This window comes from Flavobacterium sp., assembly GCF_049318325.1.
Lineage (GTDB): Bacteria > Bacteroidota > Bacteroidia > Flavobacteriales > Flavobacteriaceae > Flavobacterium.
The window spans coordinates 1-22,476 of record NZ_JBMOGQ010000027.1; the positions used below are offsets into that span (position 1 = coordinate 1).

General features: G+C 30.5%; 24 protein-coding genes. All 24 read right to left on the minus strand.

The features are described from left to right. Positions 1–460: glycosyltransferase family 4 protein (locus ACOYLP_RS04245; protein WP_422854938.1), on the minus strand; the 460-nt coding region annotated here is incomplete at its 3' end. A 2-nt stretch (positions 461–462) separates the two neighbouring features. Further along, positions 463–879, minus strand: a complete 417-nt coding sequence (locus ACOYLP_RS04250) for a hypothetical protein (RefSeq protein ID WP_422854939.1) — start codon at positions 877–879, stop codon at positions 463–465. Further along, a complete protein-coding gene (locus ACOYLP_RS04255; RefSeq protein WP_422854940.1) occupies positions 851–2,191 on the minus strand; it encodes an O-antigen ligase family protein in 1,341 nt (446 codons plus the stop codon). The genes ACOYLP_RS04250 and ACOYLP_RS04255 overlap by 29 nt, the downstream gene beginning before the upstream one ends. Before the next feature lie 3 nt (positions 2,192–2,194). Then, the gene (locus ACOYLP_RS04260) at positions 2,195–3,268 is read right to left on the minus strand and encodes a glycosyltransferase (protein WP_422854941.1); all 1,074 of its coding nucleotides are present in this window, start codon (positions 3,266–3,268) and stop codon (positions 2,195–2,197) included. Beyond that, a complete protein-coding gene (locus ACOYLP_RS04265; protein ID WP_422854942.1) occupies positions 3,265–4,383 on the minus strand; it encodes a glycosyltransferase family 4 protein in 1,119 nt (372 codons plus the stop codon). Before ACOYLP_RS04265 ends, ACOYLP_RS04260 begins: the two co-directional genes overlap by 4 nt. Positions 4,384–4,389: 6 nt before the next feature. After that, positions 4,390–5,208, minus strand: a complete 819-nt coding sequence (locus ACOYLP_RS04270) for a class I SAM-dependent methyltransferase (RefSeq protein ID WP_422854943.1) — start codon at positions 5,206–5,208, stop codon at positions 4,390–4,392. A gap of 6 nt (positions 5,209–5,214) precedes the next feature. Continuing rightward, positions 5,215–6,207, minus strand: a complete 993-nt coding sequence (locus ACOYLP_RS04275; protein ID WP_422854944.1) for a glycosyltransferase family 2 protein — start codon at positions 6,205–6,207, stop codon at positions 5,215–5,217. Between the two features lie 2 nt (positions 6,208–6,209). After that, positions 6,210–7,721, minus strand: a complete 1,512-nt coding sequence (locus tag ACOYLP_RS04280; protein ID WP_422854945.1) for a glycosyltransferase family 2 protein — start codon at positions 7,719–7,721, stop codon at positions 6,210–6,212. A 43-nt stretch (positions 7,722–7,764) separates the two neighbouring features. After that, complete coding sequence (locus tag ACOYLP_RS04285; protein WP_422854946.1) at positions 7,765–8,568, minus strand: FkbM family methyltransferase; 804 nt, start codon at positions 8,566–8,568, stop codon at positions 7,765–7,767. Then, positions 8,568–9,707, minus strand: coding sequence for a glycosyltransferase family 4 protein (locus tag ACOYLP_RS04290; protein ID WP_422854947.1), 1,140 nt, complete (start codon positions 9,705–9,707; stop codon positions 8,568–8,570). Before ACOYLP_RS04290 ends, ACOYLP_RS04285 begins: the two co-directional genes overlap by 1 nt. A gap of 1 nt (position 9,708) precedes the next feature. Further along, positions 9,709–10,272, minus strand: a complete 564-nt coding sequence (locus tag ACOYLP_RS04295; protein ID WP_422854948.1) for a serine acetyltransferase — start codon at positions 10,270–10,272, stop codon at positions 9,709–9,711. Then, positions 10,272–11,672: a UDP-glycosyltransferase gene (locus tag ACOYLP_RS04300; RefSeq protein WP_422854949.1), complete on the minus strand. Its 1,401-nt coding sequence runs from the start codon at positions 11,670–11,672 to the stop codon at positions 10,272–10,274. The genes ACOYLP_RS04295 and ACOYLP_RS04300 overlap by 1 nt, the downstream gene beginning before the upstream one ends. A gap of 85 nt (positions 11,673–11,757) precedes the next feature. Next, positions 11,758–12,888 (minus strand): UDP-N-acetylglucosamine 2-epimerase, encoded by a 1,131-nt coding sequence (neuC, locus tag ACOYLP_RS04305; protein ID WP_422854950.1) that lies wholly within the window; start codon positions 12,886–12,888, stop codon positions 11,758–11,760. A 1-nt stretch (position 12,889) separates the two neighbouring features. Continuing rightward, positions 12,890–13,930, minus strand: a complete 1,041-nt coding sequence (locus tag ACOYLP_RS04310) for an N-acetylneuraminate synthase family protein (RefSeq protein WP_422854951.1) — start codon at positions 13,928–13,930, stop codon at positions 12,890–12,892. 9 nt (positions 13,931–13,939) lie between these two features. After that, on the minus strand, positions 13,940–14,608 hold the full coding sequence (locus tag ACOYLP_RS04315; protein WP_422854952.1) for a cytidylyltransferase domain-containing protein: 669 nt from the start codon (positions 14,606–14,608) through the stop codon (positions 13,940–13,942). A 65-nt stretch (positions 14,609–14,673) separates the two neighbouring features. After that, positions 14,674–15,492 (minus strand): polysaccharide pyruvyl transferase family protein, encoded by an 819-nt coding sequence (locus ACOYLP_RS04320; protein WP_422854953.1) that lies wholly within the window; start codon positions 15,490–15,492, stop codon positions 14,674–14,676. 6 nt (positions 15,493–15,498) lie between these two features. Continuing rightward, a complete protein-coding gene (locus tag ACOYLP_RS04325) occupies positions 15,499–16,119 on the minus strand; it encodes a hypothetical protein (protein WP_422854954.1) in 621 nt (206 codons plus the stop codon). 9 nt (positions 16,120–16,128) lie between these two features. Continuing rightward, positions 16,129–17,208 carry a glycosyltransferase family 2 protein gene (locus ACOYLP_RS04330; protein WP_422854955.1) on the minus strand — a complete coding sequence of 360 codons (1,080 nt, stop codon included), beginning with the start codon at positions 17,206–17,208 and terminating at the stop codon, positions 16,129–16,131. Positions 17,209–17,218: 10 nt separating this feature from the next. Next, on the minus strand, positions 17,219–18,235 hold the full coding sequence (locus ACOYLP_RS04335) for a glycosyltransferase (RefSeq protein WP_422854956.1): 1,017 nt from the start codon (positions 18,233–18,235) through the stop codon (positions 17,219–17,221). A gap of 1 nt (position 18,236) precedes the next feature. Next, positions 18,237–19,340 carry a glycoside hydrolase family 99-like domain-containing protein gene (locus ACOYLP_RS04340; RefSeq protein WP_422854957.1) on the minus strand — a complete coding sequence of 368 codons (1,104 nt, stop codon included), beginning with the start codon at positions 19,338–19,340 and terminating at the stop codon, positions 18,237–18,239. 12 nt (positions 19,341–19,352) lie between these two features. Then, a complete protein-coding gene (locus ACOYLP_RS04345) occupies positions 19,353–20,225 on the minus strand; it encodes a glycosyltransferase (protein WP_422854958.1) in 873 nt (290 codons plus the stop codon). Next, positions 20,222–21,013 carry a methyltransferase domain-containing protein gene (locus ACOYLP_RS04350; RefSeq protein ID WP_422854959.1) on the minus strand — a complete coding sequence of 264 codons (792 nt, stop codon included), beginning with the start codon at positions 21,011–21,013 and terminating at the stop codon, positions 20,222–20,224. The genes ACOYLP_RS04345 and ACOYLP_RS04350 overlap by 4 nt, the downstream gene beginning before the upstream one ends. A 15-nt stretch (positions 21,014–21,028) precedes the next feature. Further along, positions 21,029–21,808 (minus strand): FkbM family methyltransferase, encoded by a 780-nt coding sequence (locus ACOYLP_RS04355; protein WP_422854960.1) that lies wholly within the window; start codon positions 21,806–21,808, stop codon positions 21,029–21,031. Positions 21,809–21,899: 91 nt separating this feature from the next. Further along, positions 21,900–22,476, minus strand: a 577-nt coding sequence (locus tag ACOYLP_RS04360; protein WP_422854961.1) for a Wzt carbohydrate-binding domain-containing protein, incomplete at its 5' end; no start/stop codon positions are given.

The window sequence follows — 22,476 nt, forward strand, 5'->3', positions numbered from 1 at the left end:
TTCCATCAACATTATCATCCTCAACTAAAAGTGCATTTACATTGTGCTCTAGCAGATAGGGAATTCCCCCAACATTTGTTGACACTACCGGCAATCCCAAAGCCATTGCTTCAATTACACTTATAGGAGTATTATCAAAATGAGTCGTATTTATAAATACATTATAATCTTTTGATAACTCAATCCATTCTTGTTTTGATAATTTACCGGTAAAAATAACTTCAACATTATTATTTTCAGCAAATTGTAAAGTCTTTGTATAACTATCATCTTTTTTAGGACCCACCATACAAATTTTGGCATCGGCATAAATAGCCTTAATTTTAATGAACACTTTCACGGCCATCAATGGATTATAAATTTTGGAAAACGATCTTACCCAGAGTATTTTGGGTGTTAGGAATTCATTTGGAAATGAAGTATACTTTTTAATTTCAATAGTATTTGGGATATACCTCAAATTTACGTATCCTTCATTTTTAAAGCTTCAAATAAATAATAAGATGGTGCTATATTTATATAAGCATTTTTAAAAATTAAATTTGAAAAAAATTTACTTCGTACAATTCTACTTGGCAAATTACCACCATGAAGTTTTGGTATGTATTTTAATTTCAGAATTCTACATAGTTGTGAAATAATAAAAGCATACCAAAAATTCTTAGTACTATAGGTATCAATTAAAACATAATCAGCTTTTTTAGCATATTTGAATGTCTTAATTATCATCTCAAACATTCGCCATACTTTACTTTTTTTGGACGAAGCATAGTAAATATGAAAACCTGCTCCTTCTAGAAACGTTCCTAATGTTTCTATGGAAGTAGAAGTGTAGCCATGATCGGATAATTTATTCCCTATGTAAAGTAGGTTCTTCATCCATATATACTTTTAATAGCGATAGCGAATATACAAAAGCTGGAGCTGCTATTCGCATTGCAGCATGATTAATTGTTAATAGCCAAAATAGAATAAAGCAAAACATATATACATGTTGTTGATTATTAAGGAATAAAAAAATTGGTGTAAATAACACTATTAATAATGCTAAAATTCCTATTGCTCCGTGTTCTGACAATGTTCTTGAAATTTCACTATGCGAAGCTATAATATCTCCGCCTGATTTTTCTTCTCTTATTTCTAGTGCTTTTCCAACACCAACACCAAAAACGGGATGATCAAGAAAATCATCCATTTCACTATTCCAAATATCTTCTCTTCCTGACAAATTACTTTCTTTAACTCTACCTGCTGCATCTTTATTTGCATATCGCTTATCAATTAAACCACCTGTTTGATTTGATGTATATCCCCAAGTCATAAAAAAAGCTATCGACATAAATATCAATATACGAGAAAGATTAAATCTTCCATAACTTTTTGTTTTCAGAAATAAATAAGCCAATAAAATTATAATCATAATAAATCCAGTCAACATACCGCCTCTTGAGAATGTAACCAACCCCCTATAGGTGATATTGAATAGAATTATCAAATTAATAATAAACATTAACTTCGATTTAGATTCCAAAAGTAATCTTGAGAAGAACACAAACATTCCCATGCCTAAAAGGGTGGCAACCTGATTAGGTCCAAATCCGCCCGATGTTGCAGCATTCGAACCGGTTCCTACTAATACTTCTCTCAAATCGGGAGTGTATAAAATTAAATACATCGTAGTTGAAATTACAGGTAATGCAGCAGCTAATAATATTCCGTTAAGTTGTGAAAGTGAAATTTTCCGATTGTAACAATATAGTGATGCAATGCCTAGACATGCCGGTCCGGAAATATTGAAAGCTATTGCCTTTCTTAAATCAGTTTGCATATTTAGTGTTTCTGTGGCTATAATTACCCCTGGTAATAATAATATGAGATAAATCCAATAAGGCACAGCATTTTTTGAAAATCCACTATAATACATTCCTAAAGCTAAGAACACCATAACACCATATTTAGAGGATTCATATAGTAAATTTCCTCCGGTCATTCTCAAAAAAACTTCACTTCCTACGATATAGGCAGATGCATATAACACTTCGTGATTACTGTTTTGGTTTTTTATAACATAATAAAGGCCAACTACCGGAATTAAAATAGCATATACAATTGATAATGGTCGTATATAGAATATTACAATCCCAATCAGAATATTAAAAAGAACTAATAAAATATATTGTTTTTCCTTCATGCTTTATAAACTTAAAATCCAGTTTAAATAGTTAGCAATAACACCTTCTTCTGAATTATTTTGAATAACCGTTTTATAAAGTGAATCACCCATTTGAGCACGTAAATCACTTTCAGTTATATATCTTACTACTTTTTGATAAAATAAACCGGCATCGTTTACATCAACAATAAACCCATTTATTCCGTCTTTAATAATTAAAGGTATTTCACCAACTTTAGTAGACACCACAGGTTTTTTCGAAAGCCCGTATTCAATTAAAGCTATAGGCAGACCTTCTGATTTTGAAGTCAATACTGTTATGTCTGATTGATTTATTATGTTTTTAATATCGTTTTTAGATCCATAAACAAAAACACTATCTTCCAAATGCTTATTTATAATTGTTGATTTTACTTGTTTTGAATAATCATCTTCAAAGTCTTTTCCCACTATATGAAATGTCCAATCCGGATGAGATTGTTTCAACTTTTGGGCAACTTCCAGCAATAAAAAATGATTTTTTTGATCCCGTAAATTTGCCAAACACAAAATTCGTTTTCCGAGTTCCCCTTTTAAAATCGTTTCAGCACTAGTAGAATTGTCAATAGTTGTAAAATTAGGTAAATAAACTACATTTCTGCAATTTAGTTCCTTCTCGGCCCAAGCTTTAAGTTTATAATTTACTACAATAATTCCTTTAAAAAAGATAGAAGCAATCTTTAAAGCAAATGATTTTTCAGAACTGATAAACTCGCTCAACCCATTATGATCATGCCAAATTATACTAACTTTTGGATAAATAAATTTAAGCAATACAGCCGTAAAATAAGAACTACTATGCGGTTGTAGGTATTCGATTTTATTTTCTTTGCAATACTTTTTCAATCTGAAAACAGCACCAAAATCAAGAGTTGATTTTTTCTTTAAGAAAAGATATGAAACCGAATTGCTCAACTGATTCTTTAATTTTCCTTCTGCTCTTGTGGCAACTAAACCTGAAAATTCAATCTTGGCAGAAAGCGCATTAGCATAATTAATCGCCATTTTTTCGGCGCCACCAATTTCTAATGAATCTATGATTTGAACTATTCTCATGATTGTAAAAGCAGTTTAATTTCATCTTCAAAAACATCCATAGTAAACTGTCTTGACCATTGAACTGCTTTAATTACTTTATCCTGATACAAATCTTTGTTTTTTAGAATTGATTCGATGTTTTGAACATCCTGATTTAAATTTAAATCAAGTAGCATTCCTCTATTACCATTTTCAAGCATATTCGGCACACAGGACACTTTTGAAGCTATTGGTAAACAACCCCAAAACATTCCTTCGGCTACCACTTTCGGCCAGCCTTCACTCAAGGATGGTAAAACTACAAAATGATTTTCTATGTAGGCCTTTTTTATTGTTTCCTGATTTTGGTTACCTTTTAGATAAATAATATTTTCTAATTTGTTTTCTAAAATGTATTTCTCAAGCATACCTCTTTCAATTCCTTCACCATAAAGAGTCAATTGAAGATTAAAACCCTTCTTATAAAGTTTTTCAACTAATTTAATAGCATACAAAGGTTGTTTGCCATTGGAAAGTGTTCCCACAAAAAGAAATGAAATTTTTACTTCTAATTTTCTGGGCTTTACTTCTATTTTATCTTTTTCAAAATAACTTGCGGTAAAAAAAGGCTTGATGTTTTTTGAGCTAGTTTCCCATTCGCCATAGACTAAAACCTGCATATTTTTGGTTAAAAACGTATTGGTTAAAATCCATTTTTGGAAACGATAACTTAAAGGTTGTTTCGCTTTTGGATCCCAATTTCCGGCATATTTAGCAGTTTTTGATTTTGATGGAAAAAATATTTGAACCAAACAACCTAACAAACCAATGTTTCCGGGACAACGCAAATGAATATGGTCAGCTCTTTTCATAGTTTGATATATTTTCCAAACTATTGAGGGTATTACTAGTAAAGAATTAAATGTTCTTTTAATGCTCGAAACATCAAAACTTGGAACCATTATGAAAGATATATTATCGTGCTGATAAAACTCCTGAATCTGACTTTTGTATGAAGAATCTAGAGGCGCAACAATTATAACTTCTGAAACGTTCTTTATCCATAAGTTCATTTCACGAACATAAGGTTCATAACCAAAATAATTTCCTGATTCTTTACCATGAATGACATGAGTTATTATGGCAAACTTCATTGCGATTTATTTTTTTTGCATTAACATAGTCAAATGCATACATTTAAACAAATGACTATCTGAAGTAACCGACAAATCCCAGTCTTTTTTATGCCATTTTCTTCCTATACTTTGCTTTTTTTCATCAGATAAAAAGGGAATAAAATTCATAATAAAATACCATTTAGCTTGTCCTAAAAGTCCGTGACGCTCAATAATATTAAACGTTTTAGCAAATTTAAAATACGTTTTTTTAGTGAACGGCCATTCCCAATCCTTATCGGATTGAAACGGGCGATACAATACACGCATGATTTTTATTGGCAAACTGGTTTCCAATGGATCATAACTTATAATCACACCACCTGGAGCTAATTTTTCATCAAGTTTTGCTATTAAAACATCAGGATTTTGAAAATGATGTAAAACACCATAAGCATAAATGATGTCAAAATCTTTTTCAGGAAAATTTATTTCAGAAAGAAAATCGGCGGCAATTGCTTCCGCAGTTGGGTAAGGCTTTAATCTTTCTGCAAGTCTGGCAATGGCAACATCACTCAAATCTAAAGCAACAAACCTTTTACTATGCTCAGCCAAATATAAACTCCAATGATTGCCCGCAAAACAGCCTAAATCTAATACTTTTTTGTTGGACAAATCACCAAACCAAGTTTTATGAATTTCATAAGATTCGTTAAGAATACCAATATCTTTACGTATCTTTTTTAAGGTTTTTTCTCTAAAATAATACCAAAGTTGAGTTGGTAAATTTTTCTTACCGCTTTTATGATTATAAAAATCTTTTTGTCTTTTATTGACTTCAATAATTTCTTCCTGAGTTTTCATCTTTATTTAAAGAGGTTTATTTAATAATAAAGAGAACCAACCAACCATTCTTCCAATAAATTCGGTAAATGCTTCTTTTCTTTTATTGTTTGTAAATATATTGCTAAATCTTATAAATGCCAACAATAATACAATCGCATTCCATTTAAACTTAGCTTTCAAAGAAGGATTTGGGTATTTAACCCGCCAAACATACCAACCATTTCTAACTACCATTTTGCCATATTGGTATTTGTTAGGTCTTCCTGATTGGTCATGAAAATGCCCTAATTGAGCGTTAGTATTGACATATAATTTTCCAGTTTTTGACAGTCTTAAAGTAAAATCAGCATCTTCATATAAACCATAACCTTCAAAATAGGTAGAAAACTTAAAACTATTAAACACTGATTTCTTAAACGATGAAACACCTCCCATTAATTGCTCCACCTCATATATTTTTCCTGAAGGAGGCAAAAAACTAATACTTCTTCCATTGGAAAATTCAGGTAAAAAACCAGGTTTTACATTACTGTCAAGCCCTAATCGTTTTCTTAATACAAATCGACTTCCATCTTTTTGTTTCCAACCATCATAAGCAAACTCTTTAATTGTTGGGTTATAATCGTTGGATACTTTTTCCCATTTTGTTTCGTTGTTTATATAACCTCCAACGCCAAGTGCATTTGGATACACTAAATATGTTTTTATAATTTCTTCAAAATAGTTAGGTTCCAAAACAGTATCATCATCCAAAAAGCAAATAATATCTGAATCTTTTGACACATTTGAAACCCCAAAATTTCTTTGTTTGGTTAAGCCTCGATGTTCTAACGGAACTTTAAAATATTGTAAATTTTGAAATTTATTGCTTTCTAAAATAGCTTTTGTTTCATCGTTAGTCGACCCATCAATGATCAAAATTTCATTAGGATAAAGTGTTTGTTCCTGCACTGATTTTAATAATGTCAGCAAAGGATTTGGACGCATATAAGTACAAATAACCAGAGTAAAATTCATAATTATTGATTGTTTAATTCATTAGCCCAAAAAATGCTTCTAGTCCACTTTTTATTGAATAATCTAATATATTTAACTGGATTAAAAATAAATTCCTTAGTCAAATTCTTAAAAAATAAGGTGACTTTATAATTCAACAATTGCTCTTTGGTATCATACAATAATTTGAACAACATAACAGTTGGCAATGGTTTTGGCTGAATTGAATCGTCTTGCCATGGTACCGAAGGCTTGGTTCTAAATCCTCCAATAGGTGCTTTCAAATGCAAAATTTTTGAGGTTGAAACATACAAAATATCATATCCTCTATTTCTTAGTTGCATACCAAAATCATTGTCTTCACCGAAACCAAATTCGTATGCTACATTAAATTTTAAATCTGTAAAACAAGCCGATTTAACAAAAGCGTGACCAGCACCAAAAACTGCAAACTGCTTAATTTGATGCGGAATAACAGATTGCGATTCTAAATGACAAGCTACCAAAAACACTTCATTACCCGTTGTTTGAAAAGTGAGTATTGCTTTTTCGATTAAATCATTTTCAAAAACGATATCATCATCAGCAAAAAAAGTGAATTCACTTTCTACCATTGTTAATCCAATATTTCTGGCATTACAGACTCCGCTTCTATTTGTAAAATGATGCTTGATAACAAATGGCCATTTTGAATTTTGAATAAAATCCAAATCAGACTGACTATTTTCGAGCGGATTTTGTTCAATTATAATTACGTTTTTTGGCAAATACGTTTGTGATGCTAAGTTATTTAGAACATTTAACAGATACTCTTTTCGCCCTATGGTTGGAATTAAAACATCTATTGTTCCTTGATCAATATTTTTTTTATTAGACGCTAAGGCAATCTGATTTAAAGCTTCGAAATTAAAATTTCGCTTTCTGTAAAATAACGAAAAAACAAATGGGACGACTTGAAATTGCTTCTCAAAAAGTAACAAATTAAAAAATAACAGAAAAACCCAACGTGTTTTGTAATGCTGTTTGGTAAATCTGAAAAGTTCATATGTATTGGTTTTTCTTTTTGATTCGACTACTTTCTTTTGCATAAGTAATCTTGGTTCGGAATAGCAAAAAAGTCCATTTGGCATAGCACTTTTAGCAAACGAATTCAGAAAATAATCAAAATTATCCTTTGCTTTTAAGTCTTTTTTACAAGCATTTATAACAGTTGCATGAACAGCTCCTACACAACTATTCATTTGCCAGGTAGCATATCTTACTTCTTTATTAATTTTAATAAAAGGTGAATCTTCAAAATAACCCAATCGGTTGTCTAAAAAATTATTTGTTGAAGATGAATATGAGAAGAGTAATTTTTTGTGGTGAAATAAGGTTTCAATTACGGAGACGTTCAAATTATGCCTCTCGCTTTCGTGACACCAAACAAGTATTTCATCTCTAAATTTTTCAGCAAAATCAAATAAGACCTCAGCAATATTGCGGTTTATTTTACTAGGAAAAATTCCAGTTTCTGTTGAAAATATTTCAGTCACCTTAGATTTATTGTGATAAATGACAATCATAAAATCTTTTCCTCTATTTTAAATTAGGGCCTGCGAAAGTAATAATTTCAGTTCCTCTGAATCTTATCGTTTTAAACGGATAATTCATTGCAGCAAAAAATTGCTCTACTTTTATATGTGTTTTTTCTCCAGCAACAATATGATAAGAAGCAATAGCAAAATTTGGTTTCAATGTTTTTATGGTTTCAACACAGCCCTCGAGAGCTTCTATTTCTGCCCCTTCAATGTCCATTTTTATAAAATCTAGTTTGCTAATATTGTTATTAGCAACCCAACTATCAATAGTTACGGCTTTTTTCTTGACACAATGTTCGTTATCGGGCAACCAAACAGCAGAAGAACCTACTGTACCTGCTTCATAAAAATCTATCAATTCATTTTTATCCCAAAGCAATAAATCCTCAATGACTATATTCTTGTCTAAATCTTGGTTCAATGCTCTGTTTTTATTAAACCTTTCAATATTAAATTTATCTGGTTCAAAAGCAAATACTTTTCCATTTGGGCCAACTAATTTTGAAAAGAAAATTGACAAATGACCGCAATTAGCACCTGCATCCAAAACTACATCATCACGCTTGACTTTATGAAAATATTGATAATAATTAAAATCGTCAACTATTGGATATAAAGCCTCATTTGTGAGTAATGAAATTCCACAAAAGGTTGTTTTGTAAACAACTGCACCACAATTATCTGCCAATTCAAAGACAACATTTTTTGGCTTAAACAAACTGTAGTAAAACAATTTAATTTTTTCTTTAAGGTTTCCTTTTGGAACTATTTTGCTTATTATTTTTTTTAAAGCTTTTTTCATTAGAGATTTATCTTGTAAAAATCAGCACTTTGTTTGGCAACAACTTCAATACTAAATTTTTGTACTACTTTTTTTCTTGCTTCTATACCAAACTGATTTCTTAATTTTTGATTATCTAGTAGTTCTAAAATTCTATCCGCAAATAAATTATGATTATTTGGATGAACCAAAAAACCTTCAACACTATCTTCTATTATTTCTGCTGCCCAACCCACATCGGAAGCAACAATTGCTTTTTTAAGCGCCATGGCTTCAATCCAGGAAACAGGTAATGCTTCGGCAAAGGTTGGAAAAACACAAATGGAAGCCGATAAAATATGAGCTTTTATCTCGTCATATTCAACACTGCCAATATAGTTCACATTTTTCAAAGCAGTTGCATCAAATAAAGATTGCATCATTGCCCAAGTTGAATGATTTCCTGAAATAATATCCGAAGCATCACGACCAATTATTATTAATTTGGCTTTTTTATTTTTCTTGTAAACTTCATTAAAAATCAATGGCAATTCTAAAAGTCCTTTTTTTCTAATTAAAGTTCCAAAATATAAAATGATATTCTCTTCAACTTTAGTTGCACTTTCTGTAGAAAACTTATTAATATCAATACAATTGGGAATAATGGTAAAATCACGTTCCAATGAAAATAATTCTTTAGTCAAATCTGCTGTGTATTGACTAACAGAAAGTAAAGCAGTAGCATTTTGTAACGCTCGCTTTTCTCGAAATTTGTTCCAAAATTTCACAGGACGACTATCCAAATGACAAAAATAAGTATCTGAACCGTGAAGTTTCACTATCATTGGACATGTAGGTTTTATGTTGGATGTTATACCTGTCCAATCTGGGGCTTCTACAATGTCAATTTTGCTTTGCTTTACTTGGGAATTGATTAACTTTTCAATTTTTCTTTGAGTTAATACTCTTGAAAAGCCTTTTAGTTTAATGTTTTTAATGATGTAAAAAGAGATATCGTTTTCTACAAAAAAGGCGTCTTCCTTTTGACCATAAACTAATATACTAACTTCGTGGCCTAAACCTATTAATCCTTTAGAAAGATTTAAAATACTTGTTCCTATTCCGCCAGCTGAAACCATTTTTGGATGTGGAAATTCTGGTGTTAGAAACGCTATTTTCATCTTAATTGGAACTGTTGTGAATATAATACGTTGATAAATCTTTATCTAAAACTGTCATTTTTGAAGGCAAAATGGTTTTTCCGTCAGCAATATTTTCAGTCACTACTGCATTTGCTCCAATAGTAACATTATTGCCAATCGTAATATTGCCAAAAACTCCTGCATTCGGACCAATAAAAACTCGGTTTCCAATAGTTGGAACTCCCTTTTTTACCCCGTAATTGCTTACGCCAATAGTGATTCCTTGAGAGATATTACAGTTTTCACCTATAACCGCATCACCGTGAATAACAATATTTCCAAAATGACCAATGTAAAATCCTTTACCAATTTGAGTTCGATACGAAATATCAAAGCCATATTTAACTTTTAATTTTCTGAGCCATAAAAAGAAAAAATAAAACAACAATCTGTTTTTTCTTCTGTAATGCTGTGTCAAACGAAAAATAGTCATGAATTTCAAACCCGGATTTGGCTGCAGATAAAAGGTAGAAAATAAAACTCCAATGGATATTTTTTGAATACCACAACGTTTAAAATCGGATAGAATATAATCTTTTAACATTACTTTTTACAAATTTCGTCTATGGCATTCCAAATTCTTTCAGAAGCTTTTTCCGGTGGATGCTGGTTCATTTTTTCAAACCATTTTTGGGCATTGGCAACAATTTTATTAGCATCAGTATTCTGAGCTTTTTCTATAATTTTTTCCATCTCACTAGGACTGTTTATCCAAAACACTGTATCCTTTGAAGGCATTGATCTAAAATGGATAAAGTTATATATTTTTTTAACCGACCAATCAGGAAAATCAGAAGTTAAAACATCATAATTGATAAAACAGCAAGGCTTTTTAAACGCAACAAAGTCAAAAACCATTGACGAACCCAAATTTACAACAAATTCTGAATGAAAGATAGTATTCATTTGTAAGACTATATCTTCTTTTGTTGGCAATATGGCATGCCAAGAATCGGCCATTTTTTGCCACTTTGGATTTATACTGGTTATTATATCTTTATATTCTTCTAAAACTTTATCAAATCTATTAGAAAAATCAACAGGGCAACGTCTGAAAATGATTGCTAAATTTGCTCCTTTTTCGTTGAGTTTTAGAATCGCTTTAGCCAAATCTGCAAGAAATATTGGGTCATTTGGAGAGGTAGTTATGTCATCTCCTGAGTAACAAATATATTTTTTAAAAGTATCTAATTTATGTTCTTTAAAAAAAGCTTCTTTTGAAACCAGTAGATTCTCCTGAAAATGAGGTTCAAATTGAGTAGTGCCTGTAATTTTTATTTGCTCTTCTGAAATATGCGGATAGTAATTCAACAATTCTCTCTTCATATGTTCACTCCAAACAAAATAAAAATCGGTTTCTAAAATTTTGGTTCCTTTTGGTAAATTATCCCATGAAAAAATGAAAGTTGCCGTTGGTATTCCTAAATCTTTAGCTGCAAGAATTGGAGCAACTGCTAGCATTATTCTTTGGTTTGTGCAAAAAACCATTGCCGGTTTCTCTTTTTGTAATGTTTGGAAACTGTTAAAATAAAGTTTTGTTTTTCTTTCGTTTTTAGCTATTCCTTCTCTAATACTTTTTAAGCCTTTTTCAGAGTTATTCAAAAGAATTACAGCTTTTATGATGGTACTTTTGAAAGATGATTTTACATCTCGGTACGACAATGGAAAACGATATGAATCATAAACTTTATCTTTTGATTTTCTGATGTTTAGTGATAATTCAATATGGGTTTGCGCTGTTTTTAGTAAATCGGTAATTGGGTGTGCTTTTGCTTTTTCAATTTTTATTTCTTTAATTCCAAGTGTACTTAACTCAAATGGCGTATTGTTCCAAAAAGTTATATCATATTCTTTTTCCAGTCCAAGTTTATGAAAGTTAGTAAAGGCAAAATTTCTAAGACCAATACCATCTGGAAGAAGTATAAATATTTTATGGTTTTGCATTACTACTATTTTTAACTTAATACGAATTTAGGGAAAAGGCAATTAGAACTCAACATGGCATTATTCAATATTTGTAAAAAATAATCTAATCAAAATCTATATTCTTAAATTTCTTTTGATGGTTTATTTCCCAAATTTTACTTGATAATAACGAATTTAAAAACAATTCCGCACTGTTACCTTTTCCAAAATCATTAGCTGTTGGGCTAATTTTATGATTAATAACTGAATGAAGTGCTTCAATAATATTTTCCTTTTGATAATCAACATTTATAATATCAGCATTTAAGGTTCTGTTTTGCTGACGTGTTCCAATATTAATAATAGGAATACCGTAGTAAGGAGCTTCCCTTATGCCTGCACTACTGTTGCCAATAATGAATTTGGCATTTTTAAGCAATACCAAAAAATATTCAAATCGAATTGATGGAAATATTCTGAACTTGGGATTATCTTTCAATTTTTGAAAAGCCTCAATAATATGTCTACTACCTAAATCGTTGTTAGGATAAATGACTACAAAATTTTCTTCAACGGCAAGTAAACTTGCTACAAAATCATCGGCATAATGCTTGATCTGCTTGTCTTCGGTTGTAACCGGATGAAACATAACAATAGCATATTGGTCGAAATCAATTTGATAGTATTCTTTTACGGTTTCTTCAGTCGGCAAATTCTCGGAAAACATAATATCAATATCGGGTGAACCAATTGTAAAAATGGACGATTTAATTTCTCCCATTTGCAGTAATCTTTTAGCAGCTTCATCATTAGAAACAAAATGAATGTGACTCAATTTAGTCACGCTATGTCTGATTAGTTCGTCTACAGTTCCTGATAATTCACCGCCTTCAATGTGTGCAACGAGAATATTGTTAAGAGAGCCAACAATTGCACCGGCTAAAGTTTCTACCCTATCTCCATGAATGACAATCAAATCCGGGTTTATTTTTTTGCAATAACTTGAAAAACCCTCAATCGTTTTTGCCAAAGTTAAATCCATTGTGGTTTCATGCGTATGATTTTGAAATGCATGAATATTTTTAAAATTACATCTTTCAATTTCTATTAATGTGTAGCCATATTCTTTTTGCAAATGCATGCCCGTGACAAAAACAAATACTTCAAACTCCTGATTATTTTCAAGAGTAGAAATCAATGATTTTATTTTACCAAAATCAGCTCGAGTTCCGGTAAGAAAAAGGATTTTCTTCATTTTACTCAAAATCTGTAAAATCTAACTGTTCATCATTTTCAATATCTCTGACAGCTATTTTCCCTACTATATCATTAAAATGTTCTGCCAAAATTTTTCCTGTTCCTGGGCGTTTTACCCAAATATTTTCTTTAGATAATTTTTCTCCTTTTTTTATGGATGCTATACTACAAACAGTTGCAAAAGCAAAGTCAATTGTAACTTGTTCTTCTTTAGCTGGAACTTTTTGACCACCACGCATTTGCCAGATTTCATTTGAATTTACAATTAAATCAGCACAAGCTTTTTCATCCATACTACAAACAATATCTGGCCCTGTCCTTTGCATATGATCTGTAAAATGGCGCTCCAAAATGCTTGCGCCAAGAGCAACGGCACCTAGACAGGCATTATTATTCAAGGTATGATCCGATAAACCAAAAACTTTATCAGAAAACGCTTCATGTAATTGTGTCATCGCCCCAAAACGTACTAAATGAATAGGTGTCGGATATAAATTAGTTGTGTGTAATAAAGCTACCGGAATTTTATGCTTGTCAAAAATAGCAACGGCTTTTTGAACGCTTTCTATAGTATTCATTCCTGTGCTTAAAATGACTGGCTTACCAAAACTGCAAATATGTTCTAATAATGGATAATTATTACATTCGCCGGAACCAATTTTATAGGCTGGAATGTCAAACTTCTTTAATCTTTCGGCAGCTGCACGTGAGAAAGGTGTAGAAATAAAAATCATCCCTTTACTTTCAACATAATTCTTAAGTTCTAATTCATCAGCTTCATTTAAAGAACATCGTTCCATAATTTCATATATGGAAACAGTAGCATTACCGGGAATTACATTTTTGGCAGCGCCACTCATTTCATCTTCAACGATATGAGTTTGATGTTTAACAACTTCAACTCCGGCGCGGTGTGCAGCATCGACCATTTCTTTGGCAAGGGCAAGTGAGCCTTCATGATTTATTCCGATTTCTGCAATTACTAATGGTGGGAAATCGGGTCCAATTTTTCTTCCTGCTATTTCTATGAATGGGTTCATATTTAAAAATTATGAATTATGAATTTTACATAAATATTCGGCATAGTCAAAGTCTTCTTTTGTATCAATATCAACTTGAGCAAAAATATGATCTGTGATGAATGGAAAAGCGTTTTTCGATATAATTTCTCCATTTTTTATTGATTTTGAATTGGTTATGTATAGTAATCCATTTTCAAAAAAAAGAGGTTCTAAATCCTGACTTCGTTGTCCAATTTCATAATTAAAAGGAACAAACTTATTGTTTACTATTTTACCAAATTTTTGATTATTTCTGGTAACTGTGAATAAACTGTCATAGCAGTTTTCAGTGTAAACCTGATAAGCTTCTCGCAATAAGTTTTCGGGGCGCAAAGGATTTGTAGGCTGCAACAAAATTACATTTTCAATTGATTCATCATTTATGGATTCTAAACAATGTTTCAAAGCACTTACTGTGGGTTCCAAATCACCTGAAAGTTCTGTTGGCCTGTCAATAACTTTAGCTCCATATTTGATTGCAATTTTCTTAATCTTTTCATCATCAGTAGAAACAAAAACTGCGTCAATAATTGTTTTATTATTTAGAGCATACATGATACTATGGCCAATCAGGGGAATGCCATTGAGAAGTAGACTATTTTTATTTGGAAGTCTTTTGGAACCACCACGTGCAGGAATTATAGCAATATTCTTCATTGGTAAAATTAATCATTGTAAAAATAACCGTTTTTATACTATCATCCAGTATAACTATTATAAATTTACCTAAAAGGACAAACTCGCATTAATTCTTCTTTGATTTTATTGACTACCTGTTCATTAGGGAGACTTGGATATGTATCAAATAAATTTAGCATTTCGTCATTACTAATCCTGCCAGAATTTATATTTGGGATATAGGATTCCATTTTTACTGATTCGAAATAGTCTTGAAATTTAATCCCATCACCAAATAATTTATTAGAAAACTGAACCCAAACTGCCGGTATACGATATGCATGTGATACAATTAAACCATGTAATGATGTCGATATAATTTTTTCGCATTGTAAAAACAAATCGGTTACCGGTTCAATGTCATTAGTCATTAAGTCAATCACTAAAATGTCATTATCGCCTTCATAAAATTGCGACATTAACTTATAATCGTCATAGTGTGGTACAATTCCAAACTTATATTTCTTTTCAATTTTTGGAGAATAAAAATCGGGTAACAATAAGGCGGGATCACCATAAATTTCAGGAACATCAAATCCTTGATTTATTAAATGCTTTCTAGTTTGTGGTCCTCTTACAGCTGTGAATTTTGCTTTTTTGATTTTATACTCTTTTGAAATAATACCGCTTCCCCAAACGATACAATTTTCATTGACATTTGCCAAAATACTGCCAATGGTTACATAAATTGGCTCAAAATAATTCCATAGCGAAAATCTTTTGGGTAAAACCCAGACAACTTGTCTTTTAGAAATTTTTTCAACTAAATATTTCCCAAGCAAATCGCCATAATTTTCATGTTTCTTGTGCATCATTTTGACTTCATTCCACCAAAATAATCGTATAGCGTTACTCTTTAACATCTTAGATTATACTTTTTTGTTAAGATTAAAAATAGTTTGCTGCCTCCACTCCTGTTTGTCAATCACATCATAACTATATTTAGCAAAAATATCCAATAGCTGCTTTTCTGTAAACTCACTTAACCATCCGTTAATCAATCTATTATGAGTACATATATCACTACAAGCATAAGATAAAATTATATGCGGAATATGTTTTTCTAATTGTTTAAATACAATATCAATGTCGTAAACATATTCGAAAACGCCACTAAATACAGCAGTATTATAAAATGATAAATCAAATGAAATGGGTTCGTTTAAATCACAAACAATTGTTTCTTCAGTTCTTTTTACTATATCGGATGGTGTATAAGTGCAATTTTTCGGCAACATTTTTTTTAAACTCATATTTCCTGAACCAAACTCAATGACTTTTGAACCAGGAGCAATGTAATTTCCTAATATTGAAGTTCTTTGATCCCAATCTTCAAATAATTCATTAGAATTTTTCCAGCGATTGATATCACTTTGCTTTTCTTTTTTAAGTTTAATGGTATTTTTTTGAATGCTTTTTATCCTATTTAAATTCTTCCTTCGTGTTGGAATATTTTTTAAATAGTTAATCATTTTCTTTAACAATTTCATGTCTGTAGGTTACATTTTGATTGTAAAAGTAATTTTTTTTAAGTCATTTGTTATATGATAGGCATAATTAAAATCCTTGAAATCATAAAGTATTTTCATCAATATGATATCGTTCACTTCTTTCATGCTTATATAAGGTTGAGAATTCTTTTTAAAGATATTTTTTAATAAATACTTTGTCGAATTAAAATAATCGTCCTCCTGTATAACGATATGTATAATTTGATTTTTATAGGTTTTCAAATGCTCATGAAAAAAATGATGCACACTAGAATGAATGTTACTCATTGTAAAAGTCTTATCGGGATTATTCAAGACATCTTGATCTTCTTTGGAAACAACATCTCCAAAAAAACCTTGATTATGAGGCTGGGTTAGCTGTTCCCTTTTATTTGTAAAATAATGTTCCTCATTGATGCGTTTAATGTTAAATAAACGAGGAACTAGACTCATTTTTTTATCATTATATGAATTGTAAATAATATGCCAATTATGATAAAAAAACAACTCCTCTCTTATTGTAATTGTGCAACCCGTATTCTCAATTCTCTGACATAAATCTTCATCTTCAGCACCATAAAAATGAAAAAAAGTATCATAACCTTTTACTTTTTCCAACACTTCTTTTGAGACCAGAATCATGCCGTTAACTTCCCCAAAATGCTTTGGTTTTAAATCATCAAAAACAACTGGATTTTTTAATTTTTTGGAAGTTTCTTTATCAAGATATCCTAGTTTAAATAGATAAGCATTATCGGGTTGAGCAATATTTTGAAATAACTGCGTAGTAGTTGGATTGAAAATCAAATCAACATCGGCAATAAAAACATAAGAGGTTGTAACCTTTGTAATTCCATAGTTTAATGCTTTGCTTTTATTCCATAACAATGAACTAGCGTGAACATAATAATAACTTGCAAAGGAATAACTTTCAACCAATTTCTGAATATTAGCTGCCATTTTTGATTCTGAACCATAATCAACAAACACGACTTTAAAATTCTGATTCGTTTGATTTTTCAAGGAATCTAAAGACATTTTTATTCTGGATTCATCTCGATTGCGATAAGCATATATAATCGTTACCATAAATAAAATATCAATATTTTTTAATCATTTGTTTTGGCATTCCTTTATATTTATAAAAAAGCCGTCTGTATTTCCTTTTATTAAAGAATTTTATAAATAAAACATTTTTGATAAAAAACCTAATTTTACTTTCTCTTTTTATATTTCTATTATTAGTTAAACTTGTAATCGAAATGTCCTTTTTTTCAAAAGAATGTATCGTTTCATCCATCCATTTTTCATGAATATTCCCCATATGATAAGCATAGTTATCATATGTTGTTAATCGCCACAAACCAAATTTCAATATAATCTCATCTAAATACGTTTCAGAATCTCCACCTAACTTATACCCAATATAGGTAACAATTTCCTTAAAAATTTCCTTCTTGTAGGTAGCTACAAAATGACCTGAACCTACGACTGCTATGTGTGAATTATTTTCAAGTGTAAGCGTTACATCTAAACATTCATTTTCAACGTATTCGCCCCAACCAATGCTGATGTAAAATTTCTTTAACGCTAAAAGGTTTTTAACCGGAGAAAAAGTCAATTTTTTTGAAAAAAAATTTTCGACTAGTAAGTTTCCACAAAAATGTCCAAAATTCCTGTATTGTGGGACTATACCAACAACTCCGGCTTTGGGAAAATTATTAAATACAGAAACAGTTTCTTTTTGCCAATTTTCTAAAAACATCACGTCAGAATCTGCTATAGTAACTAATTCTATATTATTGCCAGACAATCCTTTAAGAATTGCATTTAATTTTCCAATATTATCAGTATGAATAACCTCATGTATTTTATTACAGGAAAACAATTCATCTAAATAATCTCTGACTTCTGTGCAACTTCCATTATTGACAATGGTAATAAAAGTTTTATTGTGAACTGTTTTAAAGACTGATTCTATACACAATTTCAAAATCTTAAAACTATCTTTAAAATAGCCTTCTTGATTTGGGATATAAACCGGTAATACAACCTGATGATTGTAAAATGATTCTTCAATGATTAAGTCTTTATGTGGGTTATGGCCTTGTCGCATATTAGTTACTTTCCTCTTGAAATCTTTTTACTTTCTCCAAATTTTCACTTCCATTTTTTAAATCGGGTTCCAAGTAATTTCCTTCTGCCCATTCATTCCATGCTTTTATAAAGATTATTTTTTCTTCGTTTTTATAATCTTTTATTCTATTATAACAATTATTTAGATTTTGATAAAACAATTCTGGATTGGTCTCAACAATAACTTGACCTTTATTACCACTTCTAGGAGTATGATCCCAATTCGGAGAACAGCTAGGAAAAAACTTAATTTCTTTAGAAACATCATCATAATTTGATGCTTCAACTAGTTGCTTATGTGTATAAATATTTTTTAATTTGAATGAATTGTATTTGAATTGTATCCACTTATAACCTGTAAGTTTTTTGATTGCTTTTTCAAAAAAATTGTACTTAACTCTCATGAAATTATGACTAGGAGATGGAGGAGTTAATGCTTGAAATCCTTTTTCTTTATAGGGGAAATCAAAGTGCTGATAGGCAACAAAATAAATTCCTTCCAGCCCATTTTTTACTGCTAATTCATTCCACAAATCAATAAACTCTTTTGAATTAGGCAATCCTGTAGGGTTATAAACTACAAAGATTGGCTTATTATCGATTCTTAAATATCGATCATCAAGAAAAGCAGGCAATAATTCATTAAAGTGATTTATATAATCTTCTTTCCCTGGATAAAGTTGCTCCATCAAAACTCTTTCATATAAATCACCATATGCAAGTCCACCCCATTTTATATTTGCCCAAGCTAAACAAAATCCAAAATCAGGTTTACCAGATTCCAACACTTCTTTAAAAGGCCTTTCTAATAATTGTTTTCCGTTTCCAAACCAGTAATGCCAATAACAAAAACCTTCTATTCCATACTCTTTAGCCATTTTAGCTTGTGCTTCTCTAACTTCCGGAATTCTCAAATCATAATAGCCTAAATCTGCAGGAACTTTTGGTTGGTCATGCCCTCTGAATAATGGTTTTGCTTTTCCAACATTAGTCCATTCTGTAAAACCTTTTCCCCACCACTCGTCATTTTCTGCGATTGGGTGAAATTGAGGCAAGTAATACGCTATTAGTCTGGCTTTTGACATTTATTATAAACCTTAATTTTTATTTTTTATTAGATTTTTTATTATGCTTTTTGCTATTTTTTTATGGGTTTTGTCGGATGGATTAATAAGTAATAACCTAAACCACTTAATCACAATATTATAATTAATCCCGAAATTTAAGGAATCATAAATAAACTTCACTCCATTTTTAAATTCTAGTTTGTTTATATCGAATTTTTCATTCAAATCATCTGTAATTAAGGGCAAACAATGTTTGTATTTATCGTGAAATCTTTGCGTAGAAAGGTACCAGGATTTGTTAATATTTCCGTTTGAAAAATGCTCAATTTCAATTTCTTTAGTCACCATGACTTTATAGCCTTTAACCTTATATAACAAAGAAATATTTAAATCGTAATTATGAAATCCTTTCAGAGTGGTATCAAACAAAATATTCTCATCTCTTTTAATGACCATAAATACACCATCAACAGCAACTACTTCTGCTAAAAGTTTATCATTATCAAGTCCATATTCCCATCGTTCAACTTCTCCAGTTTCTACATGCTGAATAATATTGATTTGTTTTACCTCATGAGGTGAATTCCACCAACCAGAAGGTGCTTTGGTTTTTACTTTTGAACCTGCTACTCCGACTAATCCTATCTTTGTATCGGACTTAAAAATTTCTATTAATTTCTTTCCCCAATCTTTAGAATGAAATAAAACATCCTCATGAACAAAGCATATCATTTGGCTTGTGCTCTTTTCAATTCCTATATTGTATGCTTGAAAAATTGAATATTTATTTTGAGAATTATCTATTACAATTAACTCATATTCACAACCTATTGTAGATGTAATATTAGTTGATAATTTCGGGTCAATACCTAAATTACGGGAACAAATAATTATTGAAATCATTTTTTTATACCTAAAATAATCTGATGATAGGGCTTTGCAAAAGACTTTTCGATGATTTCTAAGTTATTGTATTCGAAAATCTGTTCTAATAGTTTAAAATCAAAAACATGATGATGAAGACATCGATTGCTAAAATTATCCAATGATCTGTTTTTAAATTGTTCAATCGAACCTGCTGCTAAATCCATTGACAAATCATGTTTATTCAATATTTCAGGCAAATGAGTCAAATCTGTTTCATCAATATTATTATTAAGATCCTCCAATAAATGTTCAAACTTAGTTACATCCCTGTTGTGATCAAAGGTAAAATTTTTATCAGGCAACACCAATAATATTGCCCCGCCTTTTTTTATAACTCGCAGCCATTCATTTATAGTTTTAAGTGCATTGGCACAATGCTCAAGGCAATGACTAGAAATTAAGAAATCATATTTTTCGGAAGGTATATCATTCAAATCACTGGCTTCGCAAACATACTGATATCCTTTTTTAGTTTTATAAAAATTATAACTTTTCCCTTCCTTAATACTGCCTTCCCAAACCGTTTGACTACTAAAATTGCACCCATCAAGGTTTTCAATGATTTTATATATTGGAATTTCCTTGGAAAATATTGGACTCAAACCACCGATTTCTATACCATTTTTACCTTTGAAATATTGGGAATACTGATTGAAGTTTTTTATAGGTTTTGGTTTCTCGAAATACTTTTTGACAATGAAACGTTTAATGCCGAAAAGTCCTCTGGCTTTATATTCTCGATAAATAGATTCCAATAAGGACATTTAAACAAGTTTTAATTAATTTTTATAGCAAAAGATATTCAATTGTAAATCCATTCCAAAGTTTAACTTTCTTTCGATAAAAGGATGTTTAGCTGTGTAAGCTTCTTTGATGTGGTATTTGAAACCAGCATCTTGAACAATTTTTAATATATCGTGAAGATTTTGCCTTTTTTCTGGCATACTATGGTATTCGATAAATAGATTATCTACATTGTTTAACAAGTCCTTACAATCCTTAAGCACTTCATATTCGGCACCTTCAATATCAATTTTAAAAAAATCAACTTGCTTGTCCATCAAATACTTTCTCACACTTACACAAGGGACATATTTATAAGTGTAATTGCCGTTTTCTGATTGCTCTTCTAATCTTCCCCCAGCGCCACCTTCAACAATAAATGACAACACATCATCCTTATTCCAAACTGCCTTGTTGACTAGTTCTACATTTTTGTATCCAAATGATTGTACATTTTTTTCTAAAAAACTAAATATGTGTTCATCTGCTTCAAAAGCAACAATGTTTGCTTCTGGGTATAATTCTTTAAAATAAACAATGCTCATTCCTAGATTAGCACCACAATCTATGATATATGGGTTAGTTCTTTTAGCCAAAAAATTATACATCTCCTGGACAAAAAGTTCATCATAACAAAGATCAAAAGAAGCAATGTCGTGTATAAACATTTTTTTGTTTAAAAATTCCTTTTCTGTAGGCACAAATCGTTCAATCCTTGGCGTAACTGGCTTGAATTTTCTTTTTACAGTTCTAAGCAGTTTTACAATTTTCTTCATCTTATATTCAAGATTCGTGCTATTCTATTTCTCACTCTAACAAAAATACTATTCTTATTTTTTTTCTTATTACCTTATATACTTAATAATGCTAAGTCCATTCATAATCACCGAATACCACACCATGATTATAATTTCCATGTATGAGAAAACCAGATCCGTTGTCAATAACTTCAAAGTGACATACTTCATCTACCTGATCGTATCTTGCAACTCTAGGGATATGAATAAATGCTGATAATGAATATATACCACTAGCTAAAAAACGGTTCGAAATTTTTAAAACATATTTATCTATCTTTTTATCTATCTTTTGCTCAGCTGAAAAAACCCTGTTACAATTCTGGTCTAAAATTGTAACAAAAATGGCTGTGTTCTCCAAATATTGCTTAGAAACAATTTGAAAACATATAAATATATCTTCAGTATACTGAAAGGTTGCTGCATTTATATCTTGTAGATTCCTTAAAGATATTGACTTAAAAAACATATTTTTAGAGACATTATCATTTTCCAAATGATAGCTTGCTGAACTACTTGAACGTTCAGCTAAATAATTTTTAACTACTGTATCTGATTTATTTATTTCCTTAATTAAACCTGATTCTAATAAAATAGCATTGTTACATAATTGAGAAACAGCCCCTAAATTATGACTAACAAACAAT